The sequence below is a fragment of the Mesorhizobium sp. P3_A2 genome (assembly GCF_056403115.1).
The window spans coordinates 477,005-500,974 of the sequence record NZ_JBFUGC010000001.1 but is presented as its reverse complement, the minus strand read 5'-3'; the positions used below and the strand labels follow the sequence as shown (position 1 = coordinate 500,974).

At 63.1% G+C, this 23,970-nt stretch carries 24 protein-coding genes; 17 read left to right on the top strand and 7 right to left on the bottom strand.

Features of this window, described 5'->3' with window-relative positions:
- Positions 1 to 8: 8 nt before the first annotated feature.
- On the bottom strand, positions 9 to 638 hold the full coding sequence (locus tag AC1DXM_RS02405; protein WP_142868293.1) for a TetR family transcriptional regulator C-terminal domain-containing protein: 630 nt from the start codon (positions 636 to 638) through the stop codon (positions 9 to 11).
- 254 nt (positions 639 to 892) lie between these two features.
- On the opposite strand from AC1DXM_RS02405, the gene aptA reads away from it, so the two are divergent.
- The 6 genes from aptA to AC1DXM_RS02375 all read left to right on the top strand — a co-directional run bounded on the left by aptA (position 893) and on the right by AC1DXM_RS02375 (position 6,314).
- Positions 893 to 2,221 carry an omega-aminotransferase AptA gene (gene aptA / locus AC1DXM_RS02400; protein ID WP_352583821.1) on the top strand — a complete coding sequence of 443 codons (1,329 nt, stop codon included), beginning with the start codon at positions 893 to 895 and terminating at the stop codon, positions 2,219 to 2,221.
- Between the two features lie 112 nt (positions 2,222 to 2,333).
- Complete coding sequence (locus AC1DXM_RS02395) at positions 2,334 to 2,774, top strand: endonuclease domain-containing protein (protein ID WP_477231577.1); 441 nt, start codon at positions 2,334 to 2,336, stop codon at positions 2,772 to 2,774.
- Positions 2,775 to 4,025 (top strand): Zn-dependent hydrolase, encoded by a 1,251-nt coding sequence (locus tag AC1DXM_RS02390; protein WP_477231576.1) that lies wholly within the window; start codon positions 2,775 to 2,777, stop codon positions 4,023 to 4,025. It abuts the gene before it with no gap.
- 63 nt (positions 4,026 to 4,088) lie between these two features.
- A complete protein-coding gene (gene hydA / locus AC1DXM_RS02385; protein ID WP_477231575.1) occupies positions 4,089 to 5,540 on the top strand; it encodes a dihydropyrimidinase in 1,452 nt (483 codons plus the stop codon).
- A gap of 2 nt (positions 5,541 to 5,542) precedes the next feature.
- The gene (locus tag AC1DXM_RS02380) at positions 5,543 to 5,914 is read left to right on the top strand and encodes a hypothetical protein (RefSeq protein WP_477231574.1); all 372 of its coding nucleotides are present in this window, start codon (positions 5,543 to 5,545) and stop codon (positions 5,912 to 5,914) included.
- Between the two features lie 22 nt (positions 5,915 to 5,936).
- On the top strand, positions 5,937 to 6,314 hold the full coding sequence (locus tag AC1DXM_RS02375) for a hypothetical protein (RefSeq protein WP_477231573.1): 378 nt from the start codon (positions 5,937 to 5,939) through the stop codon (positions 6,312 to 6,314).
- Positions 6,315 to 6,331: 17 nt separating this feature from the next.
- Here the strand turns inward: AC1DXM_RS02375 and AC1DXM_RS02370 are convergent, their stop codons facing one another.
- Positions 6,332 to 6,736 (bottom strand): cupin domain-containing protein, encoded by a 405-nt coding sequence (locus AC1DXM_RS02370; protein ID WP_015317160.1) that lies wholly within the window; start codon positions 6,734 to 6,736, stop codon positions 6,332 to 6,334.
- Positions 6,737 to 6,852: 116 nt separating this feature from the next.
- Here AC1DXM_RS02370 and AC1DXM_RS02365 point away from each other — a divergent pair, with 116 nt between their 5' ends.
- From AC1DXM_RS02365 to AC1DXM_RS02350, 4 genes are all read left to right on the top strand, one after another.
- Positions 6,853 to 7,644, top strand: a complete 792-nt coding sequence (locus tag AC1DXM_RS02365) for an ABC transporter ATP-binding protein (protein WP_477231572.1) — start codon at positions 6,853 to 6,855, stop codon at positions 7,642 to 7,644.
- A 384-nt stretch (positions 7,645 to 8,028) separates the two neighbouring features.
- On the top strand, positions 8,029 to 8,907 hold the full coding sequence (locus AC1DXM_RS02360) for an ABC transporter permease (protein WP_477231571.1): 879 nt from the start codon (positions 8,029 to 8,031) through the stop codon (positions 8,905 to 8,907).
- Positions 8,904 to 10,058 carry an ABC transporter permease gene (locus AC1DXM_RS02355; RefSeq protein WP_477231570.1) on the top strand — a complete coding sequence of 385 codons (1,155 nt, stop codon included), beginning with the start codon at positions 8,904 to 8,906 and terminating at the stop codon, positions 10,056 to 10,058. Before AC1DXM_RS02360 ends, AC1DXM_RS02355 begins: the two co-directional genes overlap by 4 nt.
- 39 nt (positions 10,059 to 10,097) lie before the next feature.
- On the top strand, positions 10,098 to 11,069 hold the full coding sequence (locus tag AC1DXM_RS02350; protein WP_192258496.1) for an ABC transporter substrate-binding protein: 972 nt from the start codon (positions 10,098 to 10,100) through the stop codon (positions 11,067 to 11,069).
- 49 nt (positions 11,070 to 11,118) lie between these two features.
- Here the strand turns inward: AC1DXM_RS02350 and AC1DXM_RS02345 are convergent, their stop codons facing one another.
- Complete coding sequence (locus AC1DXM_RS02345) at positions 11,119 to 11,577, bottom strand: Lrp/AsnC family transcriptional regulator (RefSeq protein WP_477231569.1); 459 nt, start codon at positions 11,575 to 11,577, stop codon at positions 11,119 to 11,121.
- Positions 11,578 to 11,699: 122 nt separating this feature from the next.
- On the opposite strand from AC1DXM_RS02345, the gene AC1DXM_RS02340 reads away from it, so the two are divergent.
- The gene (locus tag AC1DXM_RS02340) at positions 11,700 to 12,983 is read left to right on the top strand and encodes a cystathionine gamma-synthase family protein (protein WP_477231568.1); all 1,284 of its coding nucleotides are present in this window, start codon (positions 11,700 to 11,702) and stop codon (positions 12,981 to 12,983) included.
- Positions 12,984 to 13,147: 164 nt separating this feature from the next.
- Positions 13,148 to 13,591, top strand: a complete 444-nt coding sequence (locus AC1DXM_RS02335; RefSeq protein WP_477231567.1) for a CHRD domain-containing protein — start codon at positions 13,148 to 13,150, stop codon at positions 13,589 to 13,591.
- A gap of 164 nt (positions 13,592 to 13,755) precedes the next feature.
- On the opposite strand, the gene AC1DXM_RS02330 is transcribed toward AC1DXM_RS02335, so the two are convergent.
- The 3 genes from AC1DXM_RS02330 to AC1DXM_RS02320 all read right to left on the bottom strand — a co-directional run bounded on the left by AC1DXM_RS02330 (position 13,756) and on the right by AC1DXM_RS02320 (position 17,592).
- A complete protein-coding gene (locus tag AC1DXM_RS02330) occupies positions 13,756 to 15,405 on the bottom strand; it encodes a thiamine pyrophosphate-binding protein (RefSeq protein WP_477231566.1) in 1,650 nt (549 codons plus the stop codon).
- Positions 15,402 to 16,577 carry a CaiB/BaiF CoA transferase family protein gene (locus AC1DXM_RS02325; RefSeq protein WP_477231565.1) on the bottom strand — a complete coding sequence of 392 codons (1,176 nt, stop codon included), beginning with the start codon at positions 16,575 to 16,577 and terminating at the stop codon, positions 15,402 to 15,404. Before AC1DXM_RS02325 ends, AC1DXM_RS02330 begins: the two co-directional genes overlap by 4 nt.
- An 82-nt stretch (positions 16,578 to 16,659) precedes the next feature.
- Complete coding sequence (locus AC1DXM_RS02320) at positions 16,660 to 17,592, bottom strand: alpha/beta fold hydrolase (RefSeq protein ID WP_477231564.1); 933 nt, start codon at positions 17,590 to 17,592, stop codon at positions 16,660 to 16,662.
- Between the two features lie 169 nt (positions 17,593 to 17,761).
- Here AC1DXM_RS02320 and AC1DXM_RS02315 point away from each other — a divergent pair, with 169 nt between their 5' ends.
- The 5 genes from AC1DXM_RS02315 to AC1DXM_RS02295 all read left to right on the top strand — a co-directional run bounded on the left by AC1DXM_RS02315 (position 17,762) and on the right by AC1DXM_RS02295 (position 23,323).
- Positions 17,762 to 18,769: a ribonuclease T2 family protein gene (locus tag AC1DXM_RS02315; RefSeq protein ID WP_477231563.1), complete on the top strand. Its 1,008-nt coding sequence runs from the start codon at positions 17,762 to 17,764 to the stop codon at positions 18,767 to 18,769.
- A gap of 68 nt (positions 18,770 to 18,837) precedes the next feature.
- The gene (locus AC1DXM_RS02310; protein WP_477231562.1) at positions 18,838 to 19,452 is read left to right on the top strand and encodes a hypothetical protein; all 615 of its coding nucleotides are present in this window, start codon (positions 18,838 to 18,840) and stop codon (positions 19,450 to 19,452) included.
- A 152-nt stretch (positions 19,453 to 19,604) separates the two neighbouring features.
- Entirely contained in the window at positions 19,605 to 21,254 is a 1,650-nt protein-coding gene (gene ettA, locus AC1DXM_RS02305; protein ID WP_477231561.1) for an energy-dependent translational throttle protein EttA, read from the top strand.
- A 46-nt stretch (positions 21,255 to 21,300) separates the two neighbouring features.
- On the top strand, positions 21,301 to 22,071 hold the full coding sequence (gene tam, locus AC1DXM_RS02300) for a trans-aconitate 2-methyltransferase (protein ID WP_477231560.1): 771 nt from the start codon (positions 21,301 to 21,303) through the stop codon (positions 22,069 to 22,071).
- A gap of 130 nt (positions 22,072 to 22,201) precedes the next feature.
- On the top strand, positions 22,202 to 23,323 hold the full coding sequence (locus tag AC1DXM_RS02295; protein ID WP_477231954.1) for a beta-ketoacyl-ACP synthase III: 1,122 nt from the start codon (positions 22,202 to 22,204) through the stop codon (positions 23,321 to 23,323).
- Here AC1DXM_RS02295 and AC1DXM_RS02290 read toward each other — a convergent pair whose 3' ends face one another.
- Positions 23,324 to 23,890 (bottom strand): methyltransferase family protein, encoded by a 567-nt coding sequence (locus tag AC1DXM_RS02290; protein ID WP_477231559.1) that lies wholly within the window; start codon positions 23,888 to 23,890, stop codon positions 23,324 to 23,326.
- Between the last annotated feature and the right edge of the window lie 80 nt (positions 23,891 to 23,970).

The following is a 23,970-nucleotide window of genomic DNA, read 5'->3' as shown; positions in this document are numbered from 1 at the left end:
GCCCAAAGTCAGCCCTTCGGCTTCAGCCCGTCGATGAACAGCTGCTCCAGGAACCGCGCCGCATCCTCGAAGCGGCCGTCGCCGCCGCGGTCGGCGCCGAGCACGGCGCGGACCTGGACGTCGAAATCCGCATAATGCTGCGTCGTCGCCCAGATCGAAAAGATGAGGTGCCAGGGATCGGTGCGGGCGATCTTGCCCGCCCGCATCCAGCCCTTGATGACATTGGCCTTTTCGTCGACCAGCGTTTTCAGTTCGCCTTCCAAAAGCGGCATGATGCGTGGCGCGCCTTGCAGGATCTCGTTGGCGAACAGCCGGCTTTCCCTGGGAAAATCGCGCGCCATTTCAAGCTTGCGCCTGATGTAGCTCCTGAGTTCGGTCAAGGGATCGCCGATATCGTCGAGTTCGCGCAGTGGCGCCAGCCATGTCGCCAGCAGCCGCTCCATCAGCGTTTCGTGAATATCTTCCTTGCGGCGAAAATAATAGAGCAGGTTCGGCTTCGACATTCCCGCGGCTTCGGCGATCTGGTCGATGGTCGAGCCGCGAAAGCCGTTGGTGGAGAAGACTTCGAGCGCCGCTTCCAGGATCAGTTCGCGCTTTTCCTGCTGGATGCGGGTGCGGCGAGGAGCGGAGCCTTCCATGGCGTCGGTCATAAGGCCAAGCCTTGGTCGCGCGGGTCATCTGGACCAATTCTCTGGACCAGTTTTTCTCTCACCCGTGGAGCGCACTTCGGAGGCCGCATTTCCGCTAGTAATCCCTTGACCGCCGACAGGGCGGTGCTAACGTTTGTCCAATCGGTCAAAATTTGCGTAGCATGAAAACGCAGCAAAGACCAAGCGTTGGAAAGACCAAGCGTTAGCCGCACCGAAACAGGTTACAAGGGGAAGTCTTGGTCATGTCCAACCGGCTGAAAGTCACGCCGAACGATCTCAGCGCATTCTGGATGCCGTTCACGGCAAACCGGCAGTTCAAACAGGCGCCACGCATGTTCGTGTCCGCCAAGGACATGCATTACACCACCAGCGATGGCCGCAAGGTGCTCGACGGTACCGCCGGCCTCTGGTGCGTCAATGCCGGCCATTGCCGTCCCAAGATCACTGAGGCGATCCAGCATCAGGCCGCTGAACTCGACTATGCGCCGGCCTTCCAGATGGGCCACCCGATCGTGTTCGAGCTGGCCAACCGCCTGGTCGATCTCGCGCCCAAGGGCATGGATCATGTCTTCTTCACCAATTCCGGTTCGGAATCGGTCGACACGGCGCTGAAGATGGCGATCGCCTATCACCGCGTGAAGGGCGAGGGCGCGCGCACCCGCCTGATCGGCCGCGAGCGCGGCTATCACGGCGTCAATTTCGGCGGCATCTCGGTCGGCGGCATCGTCAGCAACCGCAAGATGTTCGGCACGCTGCTCGGCGGCGTCGACCATATGCCGCACACGCATCTGCCGGAGAAGAACGCCTTCTCCAAGGGCGTGCCGGAATATGGCGCGGAGCTCGCAAACGAGCTGGAGCGCATCGTCACCCTGCATGACGCCTCGACCATCGCCGCCGTCATCGTCGAGCCGGTCGCCGGCTCCACCGGCGTCATCCTGCCGCCGAAGGGCTACCTGCAGAAGCTTCGCGAGATCTGCACCAAGCACGGCATCCTGCTGATCTTCGACGAGGTCATCACCGGTTTCGGCCGCCTCGGCGCGCCGTTCGCCGCCGACTATTTTGGCGTCACGCCCGACATCATGACCACCGCCAAGGGCGTTTCCAACGGCGTCATTCCGATGGGTGCGGTGTTCGTGAAGAAGGAAATCCACGACGCCTTCATGACCGGCCCCGAGCACATGATCGAGTTCTTCCACGGCTACACCTATTCGGGCAATCCGATCGCATGTGCCGCGGCCCTCGGCACGCTCGACACCTACAAGGAAGAGGGCCTGCTCACCCGTGGCGAGGAGCTGGCGCCGTACTGGGAAGATGCGCTGCATTCGCTGAAGGGCGAGCCGCATGTCATCGACATCAGGAACATCGGCCTGATCGGCGCGATCGAACTGGCACCGATCGCCGGCCAGCCGACCAAGCGGGCCTTCTCGGCCTTCGTCAAGGCGTTCGAGCGCGGCGCGCTGATCCGCACCACCGGCGACATCATCGCGCTGTCGCCGCCGCTGATCATCACCAAGGGCCAGATCAACGAATTGATCGACCATGTGCGTGAAGTGCTGAGGGCGATCGATTGACGAACCGGGCGCGGATACCCCTCCCCCTCAAGGGGAGGGTGGCCGCGAAGCGGCCGGGTGAGGTCCGCGGTGCAGCGTGCCGGCCTGATCTTTTGCTACGAGGCTGCCCCTGATGCCCCGCACTCGCGTGAGCTTCGAAATGCGTCAAAAAGGGCGTGCGCTTCGAGTTCACGCGACCAAGGGCGAAAATCTGCTCTGGTATGAATTGCGCGATTTCAAATCGGTCGGCATCAAGTTTCGCCGCCAGTGCCCTATCGGGCCGTACATCGTCGACTTTGCCTGCTTGGCTGTGAAGCTGATCGTTGAGGTCGATGGCGACATGCACGAACACGAGAAGGGCAAGCGGCACGACGCTGTCCGCGATAATTACCTGCGGTCGCTCGGGTACGATATCTTTCGCGTTGACGAACCCGATGTCATAAACAGCGCTTGGCATGTGGCGCAGGTGGTCAAAGAGAAGGTCGCGCGCGTCGCGGGCGACCCCACCCGACCGCTTCGCGGCCACCCTCCCCTCGAGGGGGAGGGGGACGCTGTGCAATTGGAGAGACTTTGAATGGCCGCCCCAGGCGAGAATCTGCGAATCAATTCAGACCGTTTGTGGGATTCCATCATGGAGATGGCGAAGATCGGCCCCGGCATTGCCGGCGGCAACAATCGCCAGACCGTGACCGACGAGGACGGCGAAGGCCGGCATCTGTTCAAGCGCTGGTGCGAGGCGGCCGGACTCGAAATGGGCCTCGATGAAATGGGCACCATGTTTGCGCGCCGGGAAGGCGCCGATCCCAGCCTGCCGCCGGTCTATGTCGGCAGCCATCTCGATACGCAGCCGACCGGCGGCAAATATGACGGCGTGCTTGGCGTGCTCGGCGGGCTGGAGATCATCCGCTCGCTCAACGACCTCGGCATCACCACCAGGCATCCGATCGTCGTCACCAACTGGACCAACGAGGAAGGCTCGCGCTTTGCCCCGGCGATGATGGCGTCCGGCGTGTTCGCCGGCGTGCTGGAGCAGGCGGACGTGTATCAGCACACCGATAAACAGGGAAAAAAATTCGGCGAGGAGCTGGAGCGCATCGGCTGGAAGGGCACCGAGAAGGTCGGTGATCGCAAGATCCACGCCTTCTTCGAACTGCATATCGAGCAGGGGCCGATCCTCGAGGATGAAGGCATCGATATCGGCGTCGTCACCCATGGCCAGGGGCTGAAATGGCTGCAGGTGACGCTGACCGGCAAGGAGGCGCATACTGGCTCGACGCCGATGCCCAAGCGCCGCAATGCCGGGCTCGGCATGGCCCGGGTGATCGAGCTGGTGCACGAGATCGCCATGGACTACCAGCCCGACGCCGTCGGCGCCGTCGGCCATATGGAAGTGTTTCCCAATTCGCGAAACATCATCGCCGGCCGCACCGTCTTCACCATCGACATTCGCTCGCCCGAGAAGGAAGTGCTGGACGCGATGGACGGCCGGATCCGCGAAGGCATCGAAACGATCTGCGAGGCGCTCGACATCCAGTACAAGGTCGAGCAGGTCGGCGCTTTCGACCCGGTGACCTTCGACGCCGGTTGCGTCAAGGCAATCCGCGACGCCGCCGATCGGCTCGGCTATTCGCACCGCAATATCGTCTCCGGCGCCGGCCACGATGCCTGCTGGATCAACCGCGTTGCGCCGACCGCCATGGTGATGTGTCCCTGCGTTGACGGGTTGTCACACAACGAGGCCGAGGAAATCACCAAGGAATGGGCCGGCGCCGGCGCCGATGTGCTGTTCCACGCGGTGGTGGAGACCGCGGGGATCGTGGCGTGAACTAAAAATCTGGGTTCAAACGACGCTCACAAAGAAGCGCGACAAGAACAAGGGAACACGAAAATGACCAAAGTCATCCGAAACGGCACCATCGTCACTGCCGACCGCACCTGGAAGGCCGATGTGCTGATGCAGCACGGCAAGATCGTCGCCATCGGCTCCAACCTGCATGGCGACCATGAGTTCGACGCCACCGGCTGCTACATCATGCCGGGCGGCATCGATCCGCACACCCATCTCGAAATGCCGTTCATGGGGACCTATTCGGCCGACGATTTCGAATCCGGCACCCGCGCGGCCCTCTCCGGCGGCACGACGATGGTGGTCGATTTCTGCTTGCCGGCGCCGCAGCAGTCGCTGCTGGAAGCCTTGCAGATGTGGGACAACAAGACCTCGAAGGCTTCCTGCGACTACTCCTTCCACATGGCGATCACCTGGTGGGGCAAGCAGGTGTTCGACGAGATGGCGACCGTCGTCGACAAGGGCATCACCTCCTTCAAGCATTTTATGGCCTACAAGGGTGCGCTGATGGTGGACGACGACGAGATGTATGCGTCGTTCCAGCGCTGCGCCGATCTCGGCGCGCTGCCGCTGGTGCATGCCGAAAATGGTGACGTGGTCGCCGCTCTGTCGCAAAAGCTCTTGGCCGCCGGCAATAACGGGCCGGAGGCACATGCCTATTCGCGGCCGCCGGAGGTGGAAGGCGAGGCGGCCAACCGCGCCATCATGATCGCCGACATGGCCGGCGTGCCGCTCTATATCGTGCATGTCTCATGCGAGCAGGCGCACGAAGCGATCCGCCGCGCGCGCCAGAAAGGCATGCGGGTGTTCGGCGAGCCGCTGATCCAGCATCTGACGCTGGATGAGAGCGAGTATTTCAACAAGGACTGGGACCATGCGGCGCGCCGTGTCATGAGCCCGCCCTTCCGCAACAAATTGCACCAGGATTCGCTGTGGGCAGGCCTGCAGGCCGGCTCGCTGCAAGTGGTGGCGACCGACCACTGCGCCTTCACCACCAAGCAGAAGCGCAACGGCGTTGGCGATTTCACCAAGATCCCGAACGGCACTGGCGGGCTCGAAGACCGCTTGCCGGTGCTGTGGACCACCGGCGTCAACACCGGCCGGCTGACGATGAACGAGTTCGTCGCCGTGACCTCGACCAACATCGCCAAGATCCTCAACATGTATCCGAAGAAGGGCGCCATCGTCGAAGGCGCCGATGCCGACATCGTGGTCTGGGACCCGAAGCGCAAGAAGAAGATCACGTCGAAGAAGCAGCAGTCGGTGATCGACTACAATGTCTTCGAAGGTTTTGAAGTGACCGGCCTGCCGCGCTTCGTCTTTTCGCGCGGTGAACTCTCGATCGAGGAAGCGGAGATCAAGGCCAAGCCCGGCCATGGCGAATTCGTCGCCCGCGAGCCGAACGCGGCGGTCAACCGGGCGCTGTCGACCTGGAAGGACATCACCGCGCCGCGCAAGGTGGAACGCACCGGCATTCCGGCGACAGGGGTTTGAGGTTGCGGAGCTTCGCAGCGCTCATCTCGTTGGTCGTGGCGACCGTCATCGCCGGTCCGGCAGAAGCGGCCAGCGTACTGGTTGGCTCCTGGGGCAACGATGCCGGCTGCGTCGTCGCAAAGGCCGGTTACCAGGACGGCGACGACTATATCGTGCTGACTGCCGAAGGTATCGAGACCTATGGCAGCGGCTGCCGGTTTGCGCGGCAATTGACCTCGGCGCCGGGTACGCAATCGCTTGATTCAACCTGTTCCGCCGAGGGCGAGGCGGGGACGACGGCTGAAACCGTTGTGGTCACCAACAAGGGCGAGGGTGGTTTCTTCGTGACCATTCCCGGCCTTGAGGAGATGGGGCCGCTGCAGCCTTGTTCATGATTTTGGGTTTGGGGGAATGAGCATGCGTGGTTTTGGCCTGTCCGTTGTGATGCTTGCCGTTCTGACTGCGGGGCAGGCCTCGGCTGCAGGCATTGATCTGTCCAAGCCCTATGGTGACAAATATGGCTGCATCAATCGGAACGGCCAGGAAGTCGCCGCCGACAAGATGCTGCTTTTGACCGACAAGGAATTGATCACCGCCGCCAGCGCCTGCACGTTCACGGAGAAACAGGCGCAGGCTGATGGGTCTCTGGTGGTGACAGCAACCTGTGAGGCGGAAGGCGAAGAGGGCTCGGAGCCGACCAAGTTCACCATCAAGCGCAGCGCCAAGAACGCCAAGAAACTGACGATCGCCGATGAGGACGGCAACGTCATGGGGGAAGTCTCCCGGTGCAAATGACGGTGACGCCTCCCTCGTCAGGCGACCAGCGCGTCCAGTTCCGGCAGCAGGACGACGCTTTCCTGTTCGTTGGGATCGGTGCGGGCGATGACGGCCGAGGACGGGGCGTTGCTCAGATTGGCCGGCAGATGCGGCACGCCGGCGGGGATGTAGAAGAGGTCGCCGGCCTTGACGACGATGTGATGCTCCAGCCTGTCGCCATACCAAGTGTGGACCTCGCCGGAGAGAACATAAATCGCCGTTTCATGGTTTTCGTGCAGATGCGCCTTGGCGCGGGCGCCGGGCGGCATGGTGAGCACGTGCATGCAGATGCCGGAGGAACCGACCGACTCCGTGGCGATGCCGGCAAAATAGGTCAATCCCTGCTTGCCTTCATAAGTGCTTTCAGGACGGATAAGGTGACAGGTGGGTTTGGGCGACATCGGCAAGGCTCCGGGCGTCGGTTGAGTGGGATTGGACGAGTGGAAAACAACATCAACGCAAATGCAACGGCGTTTCATCCTGCGCGGCAGCGGCTGCGAAAGGCAGGCTGCGGCCAATGACGGGAACCTCGCCAGCCGTCGTTTCGGCAAGCAAACTTGGCCTCACCTTCCAGACCAATGACGGTCCAGTAGAGGCGCTCTCCAATGTCGACCTCACCATCGGCAAGGGCGAGTTCGTCTCCTTCATCGGCCCGTCCGGCTGCGGCAAGACCACTTTGCTGCGCGTCATCGCCGATTTGGAGAAGCCGACGTCGGGCACGATCTCGGTCAACGGCATGACGCCGGAACAGGCGCGCGAGAAACGCGCCTATGGCTATGTCTTCCAGGCGGCCGCCCTTTTCCCGTGGCGTACCATCGAGCGCAATGTGGCGCTGCCGTTGGAGATCATCGGCCTGTCCAGGGCCGAGCAGGCCGAGCGCATCAAGCGCACGATGGAACTCGTCAACCTCTCAGGATTCGAGAAGAAATACCCCTGGCAGCTTTCCGGCGGCATGCAGCAGCGTGCCTCGATCGCCCGCGCGCTCGCCTTCGACGCCGATCTGTTGCTGATGGACGAGCCGTTCGGCGCGCTGGACGAGATCGTGCGCGACCACCTCAACGAACAGCTTTTGGAACTGTGGGCGCGGACCAACAAGACGATCTGCTTCGTCACCCATTCCATTCCCGAGGCGGTGTATCTGTCGACGCGCATCGTCGTCATGTCGCCGCGCCCTGGCCGGGTCACCGACATCATCGAATCGACGCTGCCGAAGGAGCGGCCGTTGGATATCCGCGAGACGCCGGAGTTTTTGGCGATTGCAGCCCGGGTGCGTGATGGCCTGAGGGCAGGGCACAGCTATGATGATTGAGGGGGCTGATAAGCGAGGGACCACCCATGCCTTCGTCATCCTAGGGCGAAGCAAGGAGCGAAGCGACGCGGCGCAGACCCTAGGATCCATGCCGTTACTTCGACGCTCCGCAGCGGTGCAGAACGATGCACCCTACGCAGTGCGCTCGAAGGCGAACATTCTCGACCGGTTATATCTCTCGGCCCACGTCACGGAATGGATCCTAGGGTCTGCGCGACGCTTCGCGTCGCTCCGCCCTAGGATGACGAAGGCGTGGTTGGCCGCTCCCCTTGCGGTTGCTGCTTCGCACCCACGCATCCCTAGGATGACGAACGCTAAGGCGGTCGACCTTCGCTTCGCTCCGGCCACCCTCTCCCCGGTGGGGAGAGGAGAAGGGGAGCGCTGATGGACACCTTCCGCGACAAACTCGTCCCCGTCACCTCGATCCTCCTGGGCGTGGTCGTGCTCTGGTACATCTTTGCCGTCATCCTCAACGCGCCGTTCCAACGCGATCTCGACCGCCGCGCCAACGAAACCTCCGGCACCGTCGAATTCATCGGCAAGACGCTGTCGCAGCCCAAGCCGACGCTGCCGGCGCCGCATCAGGTGGCGGTGAATTTCTTCGAGAACACGTTTCTGCGGCCGATCACCTCGACCCGCAGCCTTGTCTACAATGCCTGGGTGACGCTGTCGTCGACGCTGCTCGGCTTTGCCTTCGGCACCGCGCTCGGCATCATCATCGCTGTCGGCATCGTTCACGTGGCGACGCTCGACCGCAGCCTGATGCCGTGGATCATCGCCTCGCAGACGATTCCCATCCTGGCGGTCGCGCCGATGATCATTGTCGTTCTGGCGGCGATTGGCGTGACTGGTCTCATCCCGAAGGCGATGATTTCGACCTATCTGTCGTTCTTCCCGGTGACGGTGGGCATGGTGAAAGGCCTGCGTTCACCCGAGATCATGCATCTCGACCTGATGCACACTTACAATGCCAGCGCCTCGCAGACCTTCTGGAAGCTGCGCGTGCCGGCCTCGGTGCCGTTCCTGTTCACCTCGATGAAGGTGGCGGTGGCGGCGAGTCTGGTCGGCGCCATTGTCGGCGAATTGCCGACCGGTGCGGTGGCCGGCATCGGCGCCAAACTGCTCGCTGGCGCCTATTACAGCCAGTCCATCGACATCTGGTCGACTCTGGTTGCCGGCTCGGTAGTGGCGGCGCTGCTGGTCATGGTGGTCGGCATAGCCGGGCGCCTCGTCGACCGCGCCATGGGCGGGAGGCCGGCATGAACTGGCTGAAGCCATCCTGGCAAGCGCTGCTGGCCACCGCGCTGTGTCTTGTCGCTCTGGCGCTCGGCGCGATGTCGAAGCCGGAAGCGGCTGCACTGGCGGACCCGGCCGCCAGTTTCGACTACGCCTATTTCGGAATAAAGACCCCGATGATCGGCCTGGCTGTTCTGGCGGGTCTGATCTCCATGCTCAGGATTTCGTCGCTGGCCGAAGCCGTGGTGCTGTTCATCGGCGCTCACCTCGTCGCCTGGATGTTGATCTCGGGCATTACAGGTTTCGAAGGCACGGCATTGGCGCCGTATTTCCTGCTTCTCACGGCTGCCTGGCTGCTGGCCTGGCGCTGCGTGGCGGTGCTGTCAGGGCTTCGCCCGATGGCGAAAGGAGCCCGGATGGCGTTGCGGCTGATCATCCCGGCGATCTTCGGCGCTTGGATCCTGATCATCTGGGAAGCGGTGACGCGCGGCGCCGGCATTCCCTTCATCCTTTTGCCGCCGCCGAGCGCCATCGGCGCGCGCATCGCCAGTTCCCTGCCGGTGCTCGGCGCAGACGTGCGGCAGACCATCTTCAAAGCGGTGATCTTCGGTTATGTCGTCGGCAGCGGCGCCGGGTTCCTCGTGGCCATCGCGGCCGACCGCGTGCCGTTCCTGCGCCGTGGCCTGCTGCCGATCGGCAATATGGTCTCGGCGCTGCCGATCATCGGCGTAGCACCGATCATGGTGATGTGGTTCGGCTTCGACTGGCCTTCCAAGGCAGCGGTGGTCATCATCATGACCTTCTTCCCGATGTTGGTGAATACGGTCGCGGGGCTTGCCGCCTCCGGCCATATGGAGCGCGACCTGATGCGCACCTACGCGTCGGGCTACTGGCCGACGCTCTTGAAGCTCCGGCTGCCGGCCGCGGCGCCTTTCATTTTCAACGCGCTGAAGATCAACTCGACGCTGGCGCTGATCGGCGCCATCGTCGCCGAATTCTTCGGCACTCCGGTCGTCGGCATGGGCTTCCGCATCTCGACCGAGGTCGGGCGGATGAACATCGACATGGTATGGGCCGAAATCGCAGTTGCAGCCCTTGCGGGTTCGGTCTTTTATGGCGTGGTCGCTCTTGTCGAGAGAGCCGTCACGTTTTGGCATCCCTCTGTCCGTGGTGGATAGGGCGGTGGGTTTTGGGTGTTAACTTCAGAGGGTAAAAACATGAAAAGACTGATCATTCCGTTGCTGGCCGGCGCGATGTCGCTGGCCGCGTTCCAGGCCATGGCCGCCGACAAGGTGACCTTGCAGCTGAAATGGGTCACGCAGGCCCAGTTCGCCGGCTATTACGTCGCCAAGGCCAAGGGTTTCTATGAGGCCGAAGGTCTCGACGTCGACATCAAGCCGGGCGGTCCCGATATCGCGCCCGAACAGGTGATCGCCGGCGGCGGCGCCGACGTCATCGTCGACTGGATGGGTGGGGCGCTGGCCGCGCGCGAAAAGGGCGTGCCGCTGGTCAACATCGCCCAGCCGTTCAAGAAGGCCGGCATGGAACTGGTCTGCCCGAAGGACGGGCCGATCAAGACCGAAGCCGATTTCAAGGGCCATACGCTCGGCGTCTGGTTCTTCGGCAACGAATATCCGTTCTACGCCTGGATGAACAAGCTCGGCCTCAAGACCGAAGGCGGCCCGGACGGCGTCACGGTTCTCAAGCAGAGCTTTGACGTGCAGCCGCTGATCCAGAAGCAGGCCGATTGCATCTCGGTCATGACCTATAACGAGTACTGGCAGCTGATCGACGCCGGCTACAAGCCGGAACAGCTCACCGTGTTCAACTACTCGGCGATGGGCAACGACCTGCTCGAGGACGGGCTCTATGCCTCGGAAGACAAGCTCAAGGATCCTGCCTTCGAAGACAAGATGGTGCGTTTCGTGCGCGCTTCGATGAAGGGCTGGAAATACGCCATCGACAACAATGACGAAGCCGCTGGTATCGTCATGGACAATGGGGGCCAGGACGAGAACCACCAGAAGCGGATGATGAGCGAAATCGCCAAGCTGATCGACAATGCCGACGGCAAGCTCGATCCGGCGACCTACGAGCGCACCGCCAAGGCGCTGCTCGACCAGAAGATCATCACCAAGGCGCCGACCGGCGCTTACACCACAGCCATCACCGACAAGGCTATCAAATAAGCCTGACCGGCTGTAGTGATAGTCCGATAGTGAGAACGGCGCCTCGGGTTCAGAGGCGCCGTTCCTTTATGGTGTTCATGACGAAGCTGGTCTCGATCGAGGCGACGCATTTCAGCCGCGCGATCTTTTCCTTGATGAAGCGCTCGTACTGGTCGAGGCTGCCGGTCACCACCTTCAGCACATAGTCGCGCGACCCGGTGACGAGGTGGCATTCCAGCACCTCTTCCCAACCGCGGATCGCCTCCTCGAACATGACAATCTCGTCCTCGTTCTGCCGGCTGAGCCTGACGGTGGCGATGGCGACCATGCTCCAGCCGAAGGCGGCCGGATCGACCAGCGTGGTGTAGCCCCTGATGGTGCCGGCTTCCTCCAGCCGCCGCACCCGCCGCAGGCAAGGTGACGGCGACAGGCCGATGCGTTCGGCCAGCTCATTGTTGGTGATGCGGGCGTCGGCCTGCAATTCGCGCAGGATTTTAAGGTCGAAATCGTCGGCTATCTTCTGCTGCAATTTTGCTCGCTCCTGGCAGTTTGTTGCTGGAATACAGCCATGCGAGGCCGAAAATAGCAAGGACTGCGTGAAGGAGATCGCATAAATTGCCGCGCGAGACTCCTCCAAATGCAGGAAAAGCCATGACCGCGCCACGCCCGTCGAAAACCCATATCGGCAACCACAAGCTCCACCCCGAGACGCTGATGTTGAGCTATGGCTTCGATCCGCAACTGTCGGAGGGCGCTGTAAAGCCGCCGGTGTTTTTGACCTCGACCTTCGTGTTCAAGTCGGCCGAAGAGGGACGTGACTTCTTCGACTACACCTCCGGTCGCAAGGAGCCGCCAAGCGGCACGGCGTCGGGCCTGGTCTATTCGCGCTTCAACCATCCCAACTCAGAGATCGTCGAGGACCGGCTGGCGGTCTATGAGGGAACGGATGCCTGCATCCTGTTTTCGTCGGGTATGTCGGCGATCGCGACCACGCTGCTCGCCTATGCCCGCCCGGGCGATGTCATCCTGCATTCGCAACCGCTTTACGGCGGCACCGAGACGCTTTTGACGCGCACGCTGTCCGGTTTCGGCATCGGCGCTGTCGGTTTTGCCGATGGCGTCGACGAGACGGCGGTGCGGGCGGCTGCAGACGCGGCAGTTGCGAAGGGCCGCGTCTCGGTCATCCTGATCGAGACGCCGTCCAACCCAACCAACAGCCTGGTCGACATCGCGCTGACCCGGAAGATCGCCGACGAAATTGGCTCCAAGCAAGGAACAACGCCGATCATCGTCTGCGACAACACGCTGCTCGGCCCGGTGTTCCAGCGGCCGATCGAACACGGCGCCGATGTCTCGGTCTATTCACTGACCAAATATGTCGGCGGCCATTCCGACCTGATCGCCGGTGCGGCCATGGGCAGCAAGGCGGTGACCAAGCCGATCAAGGCGCTGCGCGGCGCCATTGGCACGCAGCTCGACCCGCATTCCTGCTGGATGCTCGGCCGTTCGCTGGAAACGCTGTCGATCCGCATGGAGCGGGCCAACGACAATGCGCGGCTCGTGGCTGAATTCCTGCGCGATCATGCCAAGGTCGAGAAGGTGCATTATCTGCCGTTCCTCGGCGAGGATACGGCCGCGGGCCGCGCCTACAAGGCGCAGTGCAGCGGCGCCGGCTCGACCTTCTCGTTCGATATCAAAGGCGGGGAGAAGGCGGCCTTGGCTTTCCTCAACGGGCTGCAGATCTTCAAGCTCGCGGTGAGCCTCGGTGGCACGGAATCGCTTGCCAGCCACCCGGCGGCGATGACCCATTCCGGCATTCCCTTCGACGTGCGCCAGCGCATCGGTGTGCTGGAGACGACGGTCAGGCTGTCGATCGGCGTCGAGCATCCGGACGATCTGATCGCCGACCTGACGCAGGCGCTGGCCGGCGTCTGACGGCAGCCCTTCTGGAACTGAAAAAGGGGGCGAGCGATCGCCCCTTTTGTTTTCCCAGTCACAAAACCGTGCGTCGGGAAACATTGCGTCGTTCAGACGTTCCGGTTGAGGCATGCGCGCGCCGGGGAGCCGCGAAGCATGTGACACGCAATCGGAGGTTCTTTATGCGCACACACTCTTTCCTGCCGGTGCTTTCGGCACTGGCCGTTTCGACCGCCTTCCTTCTCGCGTCGCCGGCCATGGCGGAGGTGGTGAAGTACAAGGCGACGCTCGACGGCAGCCAGCAGAGCCCGCCCGTCACCACCAAGGGCAAAGGCACTGCTACCTTGACGTTCGACACCACCAAGAAGAAGCTCAGCTGGAACGTCAAATATTCCGGCCTCAGCGGCCCGGCGACCGCCGCGCACATTCACGGCCCGGCAGCGATGGGCGCGAGTGCAGCGCCCGTGATCCCGTTCAAAGGCAAGCTCAAGAGCCCGATCAAGGGTTCGGCGGAGCTAACCGACGCGCAGGCCGCCGACCTGGCTGCCGGCAACTATTACGTCAATGTCCACACCGCCGCGAACAAGGATGGCGAGATCCGCGGGCAGATCGAGGCGGCGAAGTAGGGACGGACAGAATAGCGATTGCTTTGGAAGTCGGCGGGACAGCGCCACCCTCTGTCCTGCCGGCCGCTCGTCGTTCGGAAAGCCAAGCAATTGGCTTTCCGTCCGCTGCGCGGAGCACTCCTCCCCACAAGGGGGGAGATCGGATTTAGCGACTGCCTCGCCAATCAGGCCTTGTCGCGGATCTGCGTCATCGTCCGGGTCGGGGTGATCGCCTCGGGATCGAGCCTGATCTCGACGATCGCCGGCTTGCCGCTGGCCCGGGCGCGCTCGAAGGCGGGGGCGAAATCGGCCGTCTTCTCGACCGTTTCGCCGTGGCCGCCATAGGCGCGGGCAAGGGCGGCAAAGTCCGGATTCTTCAGGTCGGTGGCGACGACGCGGCCCGGATAGTCACGCTCCTGATGCATGCGGATGGTGCCGTAGATGCCGTTGTTGACGACGATGACGATGATCGGCAGGTCATACTGGACGGCGGTGGCGAATTCCTGCCCGTTCATCAGGAAGCAGCCGTCGCCGGCAAAGGCGATCACGGTGCGGTCCGGGTGCAGCGCCTTGGCGGCGACCGCGGCAGGCGTGCCGTAGCCCATCGAACCGGAGGTGGGAGCGCCTTGCGTGGCAAAGCGGCGGAAGCGGTGGAAGCGATGCACCCAGGTGGCGTAGTTGCCGGCGCCGTTGGTCAGGATAGCGTCGTCGGGCAGCACCTTTTCCAGGTAATTCATGATCGGGCCCATCTGGACCGGGCCGGGGCCGCTTTCCGGTGGCGTCGACCAGTCGAGATAGGCTGCATGGTGCTTTGGCGTCTCATCCGCCCAAACCGGCGATCCCGAAGGTTTGCGCTTGGCGAACCCCTCGACGAAGGCCGATGGCGAAGCGTTGATCGCCAGCGTCGGCCGGTAGACACGGCCAAGCTCGCCGGCATCGGCATGGACATGGACGAGCGTCTGGTCGGGGTAGGGGCTCTTCAGCAGCGTATAATCGGAGGACGGCATCTCGCCCATGCGGCCGCCGATCAGCAGCACCAGATCGGCCTGCTTGATCGCCGTTGCCAGCTTCGGGTTGATGCCGATGCCGACATCGCCGGCATAGTTCGGGTGGAGATGATCGAACAGCATCTGGCGGCGGAAGGAGCAGCCGACCGGCAGCGACCAGGCTTCGGCAATGGTGCGCATCTGTGCCACCGCTTCCTCGTCCCAGCGGGTGCCGCCCAGGATGACGAAAGGACGCTTGGCCTTGCCGAGCAGTTTCTCCAGTGCGTCGAGCTCGGCTTCGCCGGGCCGCGTTTCGACTGGCGTGTGCGGCAAGGCTGCGGGCGCTTCGACCAGACTGGTCAGCATGTCCTCGGGCAGCGAGATCACGACAGGACCGGGGCGGCCTGAGATTGCCACCGCGAAGGCGCGGGTGACGAATTCCGGGATGCGCGCGGCATCGTCGATCTCGACGACCCATTTGGCGATGTCGCCGAAGAAGCGCTTGTAGTCGACTTCCTGGAAGGCCTCGCGCTCCTTGGCGTGGCTGGCGACCTGACCGATGAACAGGATGACGGGCACCGAATCTTGCATGGCGATGTGAATGCCGGCGGACGCATTGGTGGCGCCGGGGCCGCGGGTGACGAAGCAGATGCCGGGCTTGCCGGTCAGCCGCCCCTGGCAGTCGGCCATCATGGCGGCGCCGCCTTCCTGGCGGCAGACGATGGTGCGGATCGGCGAGTCATGCAGCGCGTCGAGCACGGCGAGATAGGATTCGCCCGGCACGCAGAAGATGCGGTCGGTGCCGTTGGCTTCGAGCGCGTCGACAATCAATTGTCCGCCGGTCTTCATTTCCCAGACTTCTCCAGTTCGGCAAGGATTTCGTCAGTGTGTTCGCCCAGGCGCGGCGAGGGGCGTTCATAGACCAGCGGCGTGCCGGACATCACCATAGGCGCACGCACCGAGGGCAGACGGTTGCCGTGGCCATCGTCGAGGTCGAGGCGCATGCCGCGCGCGATGGTCTGCGGATCGGCAAACATCTGGCCGATATTGTTGATCGGGCTCGCCGGAACGCTTGCCGCTTCGAGTTTCGCCAGCAGCGGGTCGCGATCCCAGTTCTTCAGCGTCTCGATCATATGCTCGCGCAATTTCACCCGGTTGGCGACGCGGGCAGGGTTGGTGGCGAAATCGGGATCCGCTGCGAGATGGTCGAGCCCGACAGCGGCGCAGAATTTGCCGAACTGGCCGTCATTGCCGACCGCGAGGATGATGTGGCCATCCCTGACCGGTACAACCTCATAGGGCGCGATGTTCATATGCGCATTGCCCATCTGCACCGGCGATTTGCCGGAGACGAGATAGTTGAGGTTCTGGTTGCCGAGTGCGGAAATCTGGGTGTCGAACAGCGCCATGTCGACGTGCTGGCCTTCGCCGGTCTTTTCGGCATGGCGAAGCGCTGCCTGGATGGCGATCACCGAATAGAGGCCGGTGAAGATATCGGAAATGGCGACGCCGGCCTTTTGCGGCTCGCGCCCGGCCTCGCCGGTGATCGACATCATGCCGGCCATGGCCTGGATGATGAAATCGTAGCCCGCGCGGGGTGCGTAAGGCCCATCCTGGCCAAAGCCGGTGATCGAACAGTAGACGAGCTTTGGATTGATCTTGCGCAGGCTCTCGTAATCGAGGCCGTATTTTTTCAGCCCGCCGAGCTTGAAGTTCTCGATCAGCACATCCGAGGTAGCGACCAGCCGGCGTATCGTTTCAGCACCCTCAGGCGTCGAGAAGTCGATGGCGATGGAGCGCTTGCCGCGATTGCAGGAATGGTAATAGGCGGCCGACAGGTTCTCGCCGTCATGGCTCATGACGAAGGGCGGACCCCATTTGCGGGTGTCGTCCCCACCGTCGGGACTCTCGACCTTGATGACGTCGGCGCCGAGATCGGCCAGCAACTGTCCGGCCCATGGCCCGGCCAGGATGCGGGCGAGTTCGACGACGCGGACGCCTTTCAGCGGAGGTTCAGCCATAAATCACCAAAAACGGGTCGGAACCGCAGCCTCTATCAATCCGGGATGCCACTGTCACGGGCCTTGCGCTGGGCCAGCGATGTCAGCGTTTCAACACACCATCGGCCCAGGCAGCGAAATCGTCCATGACGGTGTCGCGGTTCACTTCGTTCAGGCTTTCGTGGCGGGTGTCGGCGTAAACCTTTGAAAGCAGATTCGAAAAGCCCATCGCGCGCATGCGTTTGGCGAGATGATCGATGGCTTTGCCATAGTCGGAAGCCGGGTCTTTCTCGCCGCCGACGATGCTGACGGGAAGATCGCGCCTTATGCCGGCAAAGCCGGAATCCTTGCCGCCATTCTGCGCCATCTGGACGACGTCGCGCCACATCGAGATCGAGGCATCCCAGCCGCAGAGTGGGTCGGCGATGTATTTCGCCACTTCCGCCTCGTCGCGCGACAGCCAGTCGAACAGCGTCTTGTGGTTGGGCACCGCCTTGCCCCAGGCCTGGAAGGTCAGTCGGGGCAAGATACGCGAGGGGACATCGGAGCCGAGCCTGAAGCGCTCATAAGCCAGGATGGCGAGCGCAAGCTGACCAAGCAGGCCTTGCGAGAAATTGCCGTTCCAGATCGCGGCGGCGTGAACGCGTGGCGAGTGCGCCAACAGGTAGTTCAATGCCACCGACGCGCCCATCGAATGGCCGAACAGGATGACCGGTACCCCGGGCTGTTCCTTGGCGATCAGGTCGTGGACGGCGTCGACATCGGCAATCACCTTGGCGGCGCCGTCGGTGCCGGCGAACCTGCCGAGCGGCGCATCAGGCGCCTTGGTCGCGCCGTGGCCGCGGTGGTCGTGGACGTAGACATGAAAGCCGCGCAGCGCGAGGTAATCGGCAAAGCGGGCATAGCGCGCGGCATGCTCGGCTAGGCCGTGATTGATCTGGACGACCGCACGCGGAGTGCCGCTGGCGTGCTTCACATAAAGGTTGAGCGTGGCCCCGGTCGGTGAGGCCAGCGTCGTCTGCCCGTCAAATGCCATATCTCGCTCCCTGGGCGACTGTTGGGCGACGGCGGGGGCGACGTCAAGGGGAGGTCGGGAAGCGCCAGCCGCACCTGGTGGAGATTGTTTTTGCGGCGGACGAAAGAAATCGTAATTCTGACATGTCGTACGTTTCTAGCTTGCGGCATGAAACGCTAGGAGTTCTGGAATGCGGATATCGGCGATATGGGCTGCGGTGTTGGTGGCGCTGGCCAGCGCAGGCATGGCGCGAGCCGACGTCAAGATGAGCGGCTCTTTCGTCGCAGACGCTGCCTGTCCGGCAACGCAGGCGATCAAGAGCGGCAAGAATCCGGGCAATGTCTCGACGACTGCCGGGCAAAGCTACGATCTCCTGGCCGGCAACAAGGATGCGCCGACGCATTATCTCATCCGTGTGCCGGGGGCCGATCCGGAACGCCGCTGGGTCAAGATCAGCTGTGGCCATGTTACCGGCGGCAGCGCGTCGACCCAACCGGCTGGACCTGCCGATCAGGGCAAGTCTGCGGCTTCGGGAAAGCCCGAATATGTCTTTGCGCTGAGCTGGCAGCCGGCCTTCTGCGAAACCAAGTCGAGTAAGCCCGAATGCCAGGCGCAGACAGCAGGCGGTTTCGACGCGTCGCATTTCACGCTGCACGGCCTGTGGCCACAGCCGAACGGCAACTTTTATTGCCAAGTACCGGCGAGCGACAAGGCCAATGACAATCCGGCCCATTGGGGCGACCTGCCGCCGGTCGATCTCGATGCCAACACGCGCGCCGAGCTTGACCAGGTGATGCCGGGCACGGCGTCCAAGCTCGAACGGCATGAATGGATCAAGCATGGCACCTGCTACGGCAAGAGCCAGCAGGAGTATTTTGCCGAGGCGTTGAACCTGATGCGGGCGGTAAATGCCTCGCCGGTGCGCGATCTTTTCACCAAGAATGTCGGCAAGCAGCTGACCTCGGACCAGATCCGCAGCGCCTTCGACAGCGCCTTCGGCTCTGGAGCCGGGGCGCGGGTGCGCGTCTCTTGCCTGGTCGATCCGTCGAGCGGCAGGCGGCTGATCGGCGAGTTGACGCTCGGCCTGACCGGCCCGATCGGCCCGGACAGTTCGCTGGGCAATCTGATGCTCGCTTCGGCGCCGACGACCAAGGCCGGCTGCCCGAAGGGCTCGGTCGATGCGGCGGGGTTCCAGTAGGATATCCGTCTGCCGCTGGGCAGTGACGCGGTGATATGGTCTGACGCATTTCATTCGGCGGAGTGGCGATGAGTGGCATGACATCAGGCGCGCTGGCGCGGCTGGCCTTCTGGGCCAGGGGGATGATCGCAATCAGGGACGGCCGCATGGAGTGGCCGGGCTTCTCCTATACCGAGGCCGAATGGGCGCGCATGCGGGTGCTTGCCGCGCCGATCGGGGCCGGCCGCTACCAGCTGTTCACAATGGTCAATGCGGTGATTTTCATCGCCATTGCCGCGCTCGGCGTCGTCTGTGTCTTCCTGCCGCTGGCAAACCTTTTGTTTCCGGTGCCGGCCGAAACCAGTGCGCTCAAATTCTCGGCTCTGCTGGCGGCCTATGCGTTCCTTATCATCGGTATTGGCCTGCCGATCTCGATGCGCCTGTCCAGTGCGCTGATGGCCTCCAGGGAGATGCGCGCGGGGCTCGTCGCTGAAGCCGGCGACGACGCACTGGCGGCAAAGGTGTCCTGGCAGATCAACCGCATCATGCTCATCATGTGCGGCCTGCTCGTGCCAGGCATCCTGTTGTTCATCGCCTACGACATCGATGCCGGTCCGATCATCACTACGCTGAAATGGCTGGCGATCGTGCTGATGGCCGTCTCAGTTGCGGTCGGCGCGTTGCAGCAGCGCAAGCGGAGCTGATCGACCCGGCGATCTTCGGGAATTTCGACAGGGCTTCGGTGCAGACCGGCTTGAAATGGCAAAAGCGATTGCCGTTCGGCCCGGCATCGCCTACATAGCGCCCAACCTCCATTCAATCCGACATTTTCGGTCAACTGTCAGGGAAAGCGCGCGTGGCACGCCAGTTCATCTATCACATGGCCGGCCTCAACAAGGCCTATGGCACCAAGAAGGTGCTCGAAAACATTCATCTGTCCTTCTACCCGGACGCCAAGATCGGCATTCTCGGCCCCAACGGCGCCGGCAAGTCGACGATCCTCAAGATCATGGCCGGCATCGACAAGGAGTGGAACGGCGAAGCCTGGCTCGCCGAAGGCGCCACCGTCGGCTATCTGGCGCAGGAGCCGGCGCTCGACGCGAACAAGACGGTGTTCGAGAACATCATGGAAGGCGTCGCCGCCAAGACCGCCATCATCGAACGCTACAACGAATTGATGATGAACTATTCCGACGAGACGGCCGACGAGTCGGCCAAGCTCCAGGACGAGATGGACCGGCTGAACCTGTGGGATCTCGAACAGCAGGTCGAGATGGCTATGGAAGCACTGGGCTGCCCGCCCAAGGATGCCGACGTCACCAAGCTGTCGGGCGGCGAGCGCCGCCGTGTCGCGCTCTGCCAGCTTCTGCTGCGCCAGCCCGATCTTCTGCTGCTCGACGAACCGACCAACCATCTCGACGCCGAGACGACCGCCTGGCTGGAAAAGCATCTGCGCGCCTATCCGGGTGCTGTCATGATCATCACCCACGATCGCTACTTCCTCGACAATGTCACCGGCTGGATCCTCGAGCTCGACCGCGGCCGCGGCATTCCCTATGAGGGCAACTACACCAAATACCTCGAAGCCAAGGCCAAGCGCCTCAAGCAGGAAGGTCGCGAGGACGACGCCCGCCAGCGCGCCATCGGCCGCGAGCGCGAGTGGATCCAGTCGAGCCCCAAAGCCCGCCAGACCAAGTCCAAGGCGCGTATCCAGGCCTTCCAGGATCTCTTGGATGCAGCTGACAAGCGGCGTCCGACAGATACGCAGATCGTCATCCCGCATGGCGAGCGCCTCGGCAATGTGGTGATCGAGGTCGACGGCCTGTCGAAGGGTTTTGGCGACACGCTGCTGATCGAAGGCCTGGAATTCAAGCTGCCGCCGGGCGGCATTGTCGGCGTCATCGGACCCAACGGCGCCGGCAAGACGACGCTGTTCCGCATGATCACCGGCCAGGAAAAGCCGGACGCCGGCACGGTTCGCGTCGGCGAGACGGTCAAGCTCGGCTATGTCGACCAGAGCCGCGACGCGCTCGACCCGTCAAAGACCGTCTGGGAAGAAATCTCGGGCGGCGCCGAAGTGGTCAAGCTCGGCAAGTTCGAAGCCAACACGCGCGCCTATTGCGCGTCGTTCAACTTCCGTGGCGGCGACCAGCAGCAGAAGGTCGGCAACCTCTCCGGCGGCCAGCGCAACCGCGTGCATCTGGCAAAAATGCTGAAGACCGGCGGCAATGTGCTGCTGCTCGACGAACCGACCAACGATCTCGACACGGAAACGCTGGCCGCGCTCGAGGACGCGCTGGAAAACTTCGGTGGCTGCGCCGTCATCATCTCGCACGATCGCATGTTCCTCGACCGTCTGGCGACGCACATCCTCGCCTTCGAGGGCGACAGCCATGTCGAATGGTTCGAGGGCAATTTCGAGGATTACGAGCAGGACAAGATCCGCCGGCTCGGGCCCGAAGCCGTCAACCCGCACCGCATGACCTACAAGAGGCTGACGCGGTAATAGGGCAACCGGGCGGCGAATTCTCAAAGCGATATGAGGAGTTCAAATGGCTGATTGGTCCGCCGCCCAATATCTGAAGTTTGAGGATGAGCGTACGCGGCCCGCGCGTGACCTCGTGGCGCAGGTGCCGGTGGATTTTCCGCGCCGGGTCGTCGACATCGGTTGCGGGCCGGGCAACTCGACCGAGCTGCTGGTCGAGCGTTGGCCGGATGCGCAGATCAGCGGTTTCGACTCCTCTCCCGACATGATCGAAAAGGCGAGGGCGCGCCTGCCCAGCGTCAACTTCGACCTTGCGGACGCCTCGACATGGCAGCCGGCAGAGCCGGTCAACGTGATCTTCGCCAATGCGGTGTTCCAGTGGCTGCCGACCCATCCGGCTGTTTTCCAGCGGCTGATGGGCTTTCTCGCGCCCGGCGGCGCGCTCGCCGTCCAGATGCCCGACAATCTGCTTGAGCCCTCGCATCAGCTGATGCGCGAGACCGCGGCCGAAATGCCGTTCGCCGTGAAGATGGCGGGGGCCGCGCGCGGGCCGTTGCCGCCGGTGTCGTTCTACTATGACCTGCTGTCGCCACTCTCCGACCGGGTGGATATCTGGCATACGGCCTACAATCATCCGCAGGCCGACGCCGAAGCGATCGTCGAATGGGTGAAGTCGACGGGGCTGAAGCCTTTCCTCGATCCGCTGGACGCCGGCGAGCGCGAGATGTTCCTCGACAGCTACACGGCCAAGATTGCCAAGGCCTATCCGAAGACCGCAAACGGCAAGGTCCTGCTGCGCTTCCCGCGCATCTTCATCGTCGCCAAGCGGGCCGGCTAGCACTCTGGAGAATGCCGACCAATGTCCTCGGCTTAAGCCGGCGTAAACCGGCCGGGTGAGAAAAGTGTTGCGTCGCGCCTCTTCGTCGCCCACATGAGGACGACAACGCCTGCGCATGAACGGACTGGATATGCATCGCGTCATCATCAGCGGCATCGGCGTTGAAATCCCTGAAGCCAAGATCACCAATGAAGAACTGGTCGCCAGCTTCAATGCCTGGGTCGACACGGAGAATGCGCGCCGCGAGGTCTCCGGCGAGACGCCGCTGCAGAAATCCGACAGCGCCTTCATCGTCCACGCCTCGGGCGTCCAGACCCGCCATGTGATCGAGCGGGAAGGCATTCTCGATCCGACCCGGATGGCGCCGCGCATCCCGGCACGGCCCGACGATGCGCTGTCGCTGCAGGCCGAGTTCGGCGTCGCCTCGGCCAGGAAGGCGCTCGACCATGCAGGGTTGAAACCGTCCGACATCGACCTGGTGATCTGCTCGGCTTCGCACCAGCAGCGGCCCTATCCGGCGATCGCCATCGAAATGCAGGATGCCCTGGGCACCAACGGCGCCGGTTTCGACATGGGCCTCGGCTGTTCGTCGGCCGCGGCCGCCTTGCACATTGCGGTCAATCTGGTGCGGACGGGCGCGCACAAACGCGTGCTGGTGGTTACCCCGGAGATCATCACCGGCCATCTCAACTTCCGCGACCGGCAGACGCATTTCATCTTCGGCGACGCGTCGGTGGCGATGGTGGTCGAGGGGCTGGCCAAGGGCGAGAAGCGGCCGGGGCGCTTCGAGGTGCTGGACACGCGCACCTGGACGCAGATGTCGAACAACATCCGCACCAATCTGGGCTACCACACCCGCACTGCCCAGGACGATCCTTACATGATCAGCCTCGAGGGCAATCTGATCAAACAGGTCGGCAACAAGGTGTTCAAGGAAGTCACCGTCGCCGGCCACAAATTCATCGTCGAATTCCTGGCCGAGCACGGGCTGACGCCGCAAGCCGTCCGGCGCTTCTGGCTGCATCAGGCCAATGCGCGGATGAACGCGATGATCCTGAAGCTGGCTTTCGGCCACGAGGTCGACCACGACCGCGCGCCGATGGTGCTGGAGCGGCTCGGCAACACCGCCGGCGCGGGCGCCATCATTGCGCTTTCGGAAAACCATGCCGACATGAAGCCCGGCGATTTCGGTGTGCTGTGCGCCTTCGGCGCCGGCTATTCGATTGGTGGCGCGCTGCTCAGAATGCTGTAGTCAGGCTGGGGTGAACGGCACCAACATCGGCACCCGTCGGGCATAATCGTCATAGGCGCTGCCCAGTTCGCCGCGCAGAAAATGCTCCTCAAGCTTTGCCTTGACGACGATGCCGATGGTGAGAAAGACCGCGCCGACGATGCCCCAGACCGTGCCCTTGGCCGCCATGGTGGCCAGGATGGCCAGCAGCAGCCCGGTGTAGATCGGGTGGCGAACCAGCCCGTAGGGGCCGGTGTCGACGACACGGTGTTGGGCCTTGGCCGTCACCGAAGCCGACCAGAGGCGGCCGAGATGCAGCCGCGCCCACCAGGCGAACAGCAAGCCAACGGCAATGAGCCCGACGCAGATCCACGCTTCGGCAAGGGTCGGAAACCAGAACCGCAGCCGGCCGGCATAGCCATGCGCGGGAATGAACAGCAGCACCGCGCCGACCATCCACAAAGCGCGATAGCGAAACTCCGCCTGGATGCCGGCGCGCTTTTGCGCGGGGTCGGACCAAAAGGCGGCTAGAAGCCAGGACACGACCCAGACCAGCCAGAGCAATGCGATTGCCGTACCGGGACGCATGGGAGACCTCCGCCGACTGTCTCACCATGAAGCCGGCGCAGCGCGGCGGCAATGCGGCGCAATACGGGACCGCTGCCGCT

Bases quoted from the DNA above. Each gene is read 5' to 3' on its own strand.
- AC1DXM_RS02405 (WP_142868293.1), bottom strand. From the start codon at position 638: ATGGAAGGCTCCGCTCCTCGCCGCACCCGCATCCAGCAGGAAAAGCGC.
- aptA (WP_352583821.1), top strand. From the start codon at position 893: ATGTCCAACCGGCTGAAAGTCACGCCGAACGATCTCAGCGCATTCTGG.
- AC1DXM_RS02395 (WP_477231577.1), top strand. From the start codon at position 2,334: ATGCCCCGCACTCGCGTGAGCTTCGAAATGCGTCAAAAAGGGCGTGCG.
- AC1DXM_RS02390 (WP_477231576.1), top strand. From the start codon at position 2,775: ATGGCCGCCCCAGGCGAGAATCTGCGAATCAATTCAGACCGTTTGTGG.
- hydA (WP_477231575.1), top strand. From the start codon at position 4,089: ATGACCAAAGTCATCCGAAACGGCACCATCGTCACTGCCGACCGCACC.
- AC1DXM_RS02375 (WP_477231573.1), top strand. From the start codon at position 5,937: ATGCGTGGTTTTGGCCTGTCCGTTGTGATGCTTGCCGTTCTGACTGCG.
- AC1DXM_RS02370 (WP_015317160.1), bottom strand. From the start codon at position 6,736: ATGTCGCCCAAACCCACCTGTCACCTTATCCGTCCTGAAAGCACTTAT.
- AC1DXM_RS02365 (WP_477231572.1), top strand. From the start codon at position 6,853: ATGACGGGAACCTCGCCAGCCGTCGTTTCGGCAAGCAAACTTGGCCTC.
- AC1DXM_RS02360 (WP_477231571.1), top strand. From the start codon at position 8,029: ATGGACACCTTCCGCGACAAACTCGTCCCCGTCACCTCGATCCTCCTG.
- AC1DXM_RS02355 (WP_477231570.1), top strand. From the start codon at position 8,904: ATGAACTGGCTGAAGCCATCCTGGCAAGCGCTGCTGGCCACCGCGCTG.
- AC1DXM_RS02350 (WP_192258496.1), top strand. From the start codon at position 10,098: ATGAAAAGACTGATCATTCCGTTGCTGGCCGGCGCGATGTCGCTGGCC.
- AC1DXM_RS02340 (WP_477231568.1), top strand. From the start codon at position 11,700: ATGACCGCGCCACGCCCGTCGAAAACCCATATCGGCAACCACAAGCTC.
- AC1DXM_RS02335 (WP_477231567.1), top strand. From the start codon at position 13,148: ATGCGCACACACTCTTTCCTGCCGGTGCTTTCGGCACTGGCCGTTTCG.
- AC1DXM_RS02330 (WP_477231566.1), bottom strand. From the start codon at position 15,405: ATGAAGACCGGCGGACAATTGATTGTCGACGCGCTCGAAGCCAACGGC.
- AC1DXM_RS02325 (WP_477231565.1), bottom strand. From the start codon at position 16,577: ATGGCTGAACCTCCGCTGAAAGGCGTCCGCGTCGTCGAACTCGCCCGC.
- AC1DXM_RS02320 (WP_477231564.1), bottom strand. From the start codon at position 17,592: ATGGCATTTGACGGGCAGACGACGCTGGCCTCACCGACCGGGGCCACG.
- AC1DXM_RS02315 (WP_477231563.1), top strand. From the start codon at position 17,762: ATGCGGATATCGGCGATATGGGCTGCGGTGTTGGTGGCGCTGGCCAGC.
- AC1DXM_RS02310 (WP_477231562.1), top strand. From the start codon at position 18,838: ATGAGTGGCATGACATCAGGCGCGCTGGCGCGGCTGGCCTTCTGGGCC.
- tam (WP_477231560.1), top strand. From the start codon at position 21,301: ATGGCTGATTGGTCCGCCGCCCAATATCTGAAGTTTGAGGATGAGCGT.
- AC1DXM_RS02295 (WP_477231954.1), top strand. From the start codon at position 22,202: ATGCATCGCGTCATCATCAGCGGCATCGGCGTTGAAATCCCTGAAGCC.
- AC1DXM_RS02290 (WP_477231559.1), bottom strand. From the start codon at position 23,890: ATGCGTCCCGGTACGGCAATCGCATTGCTCTGGCTGGTCTGGGTCGTG.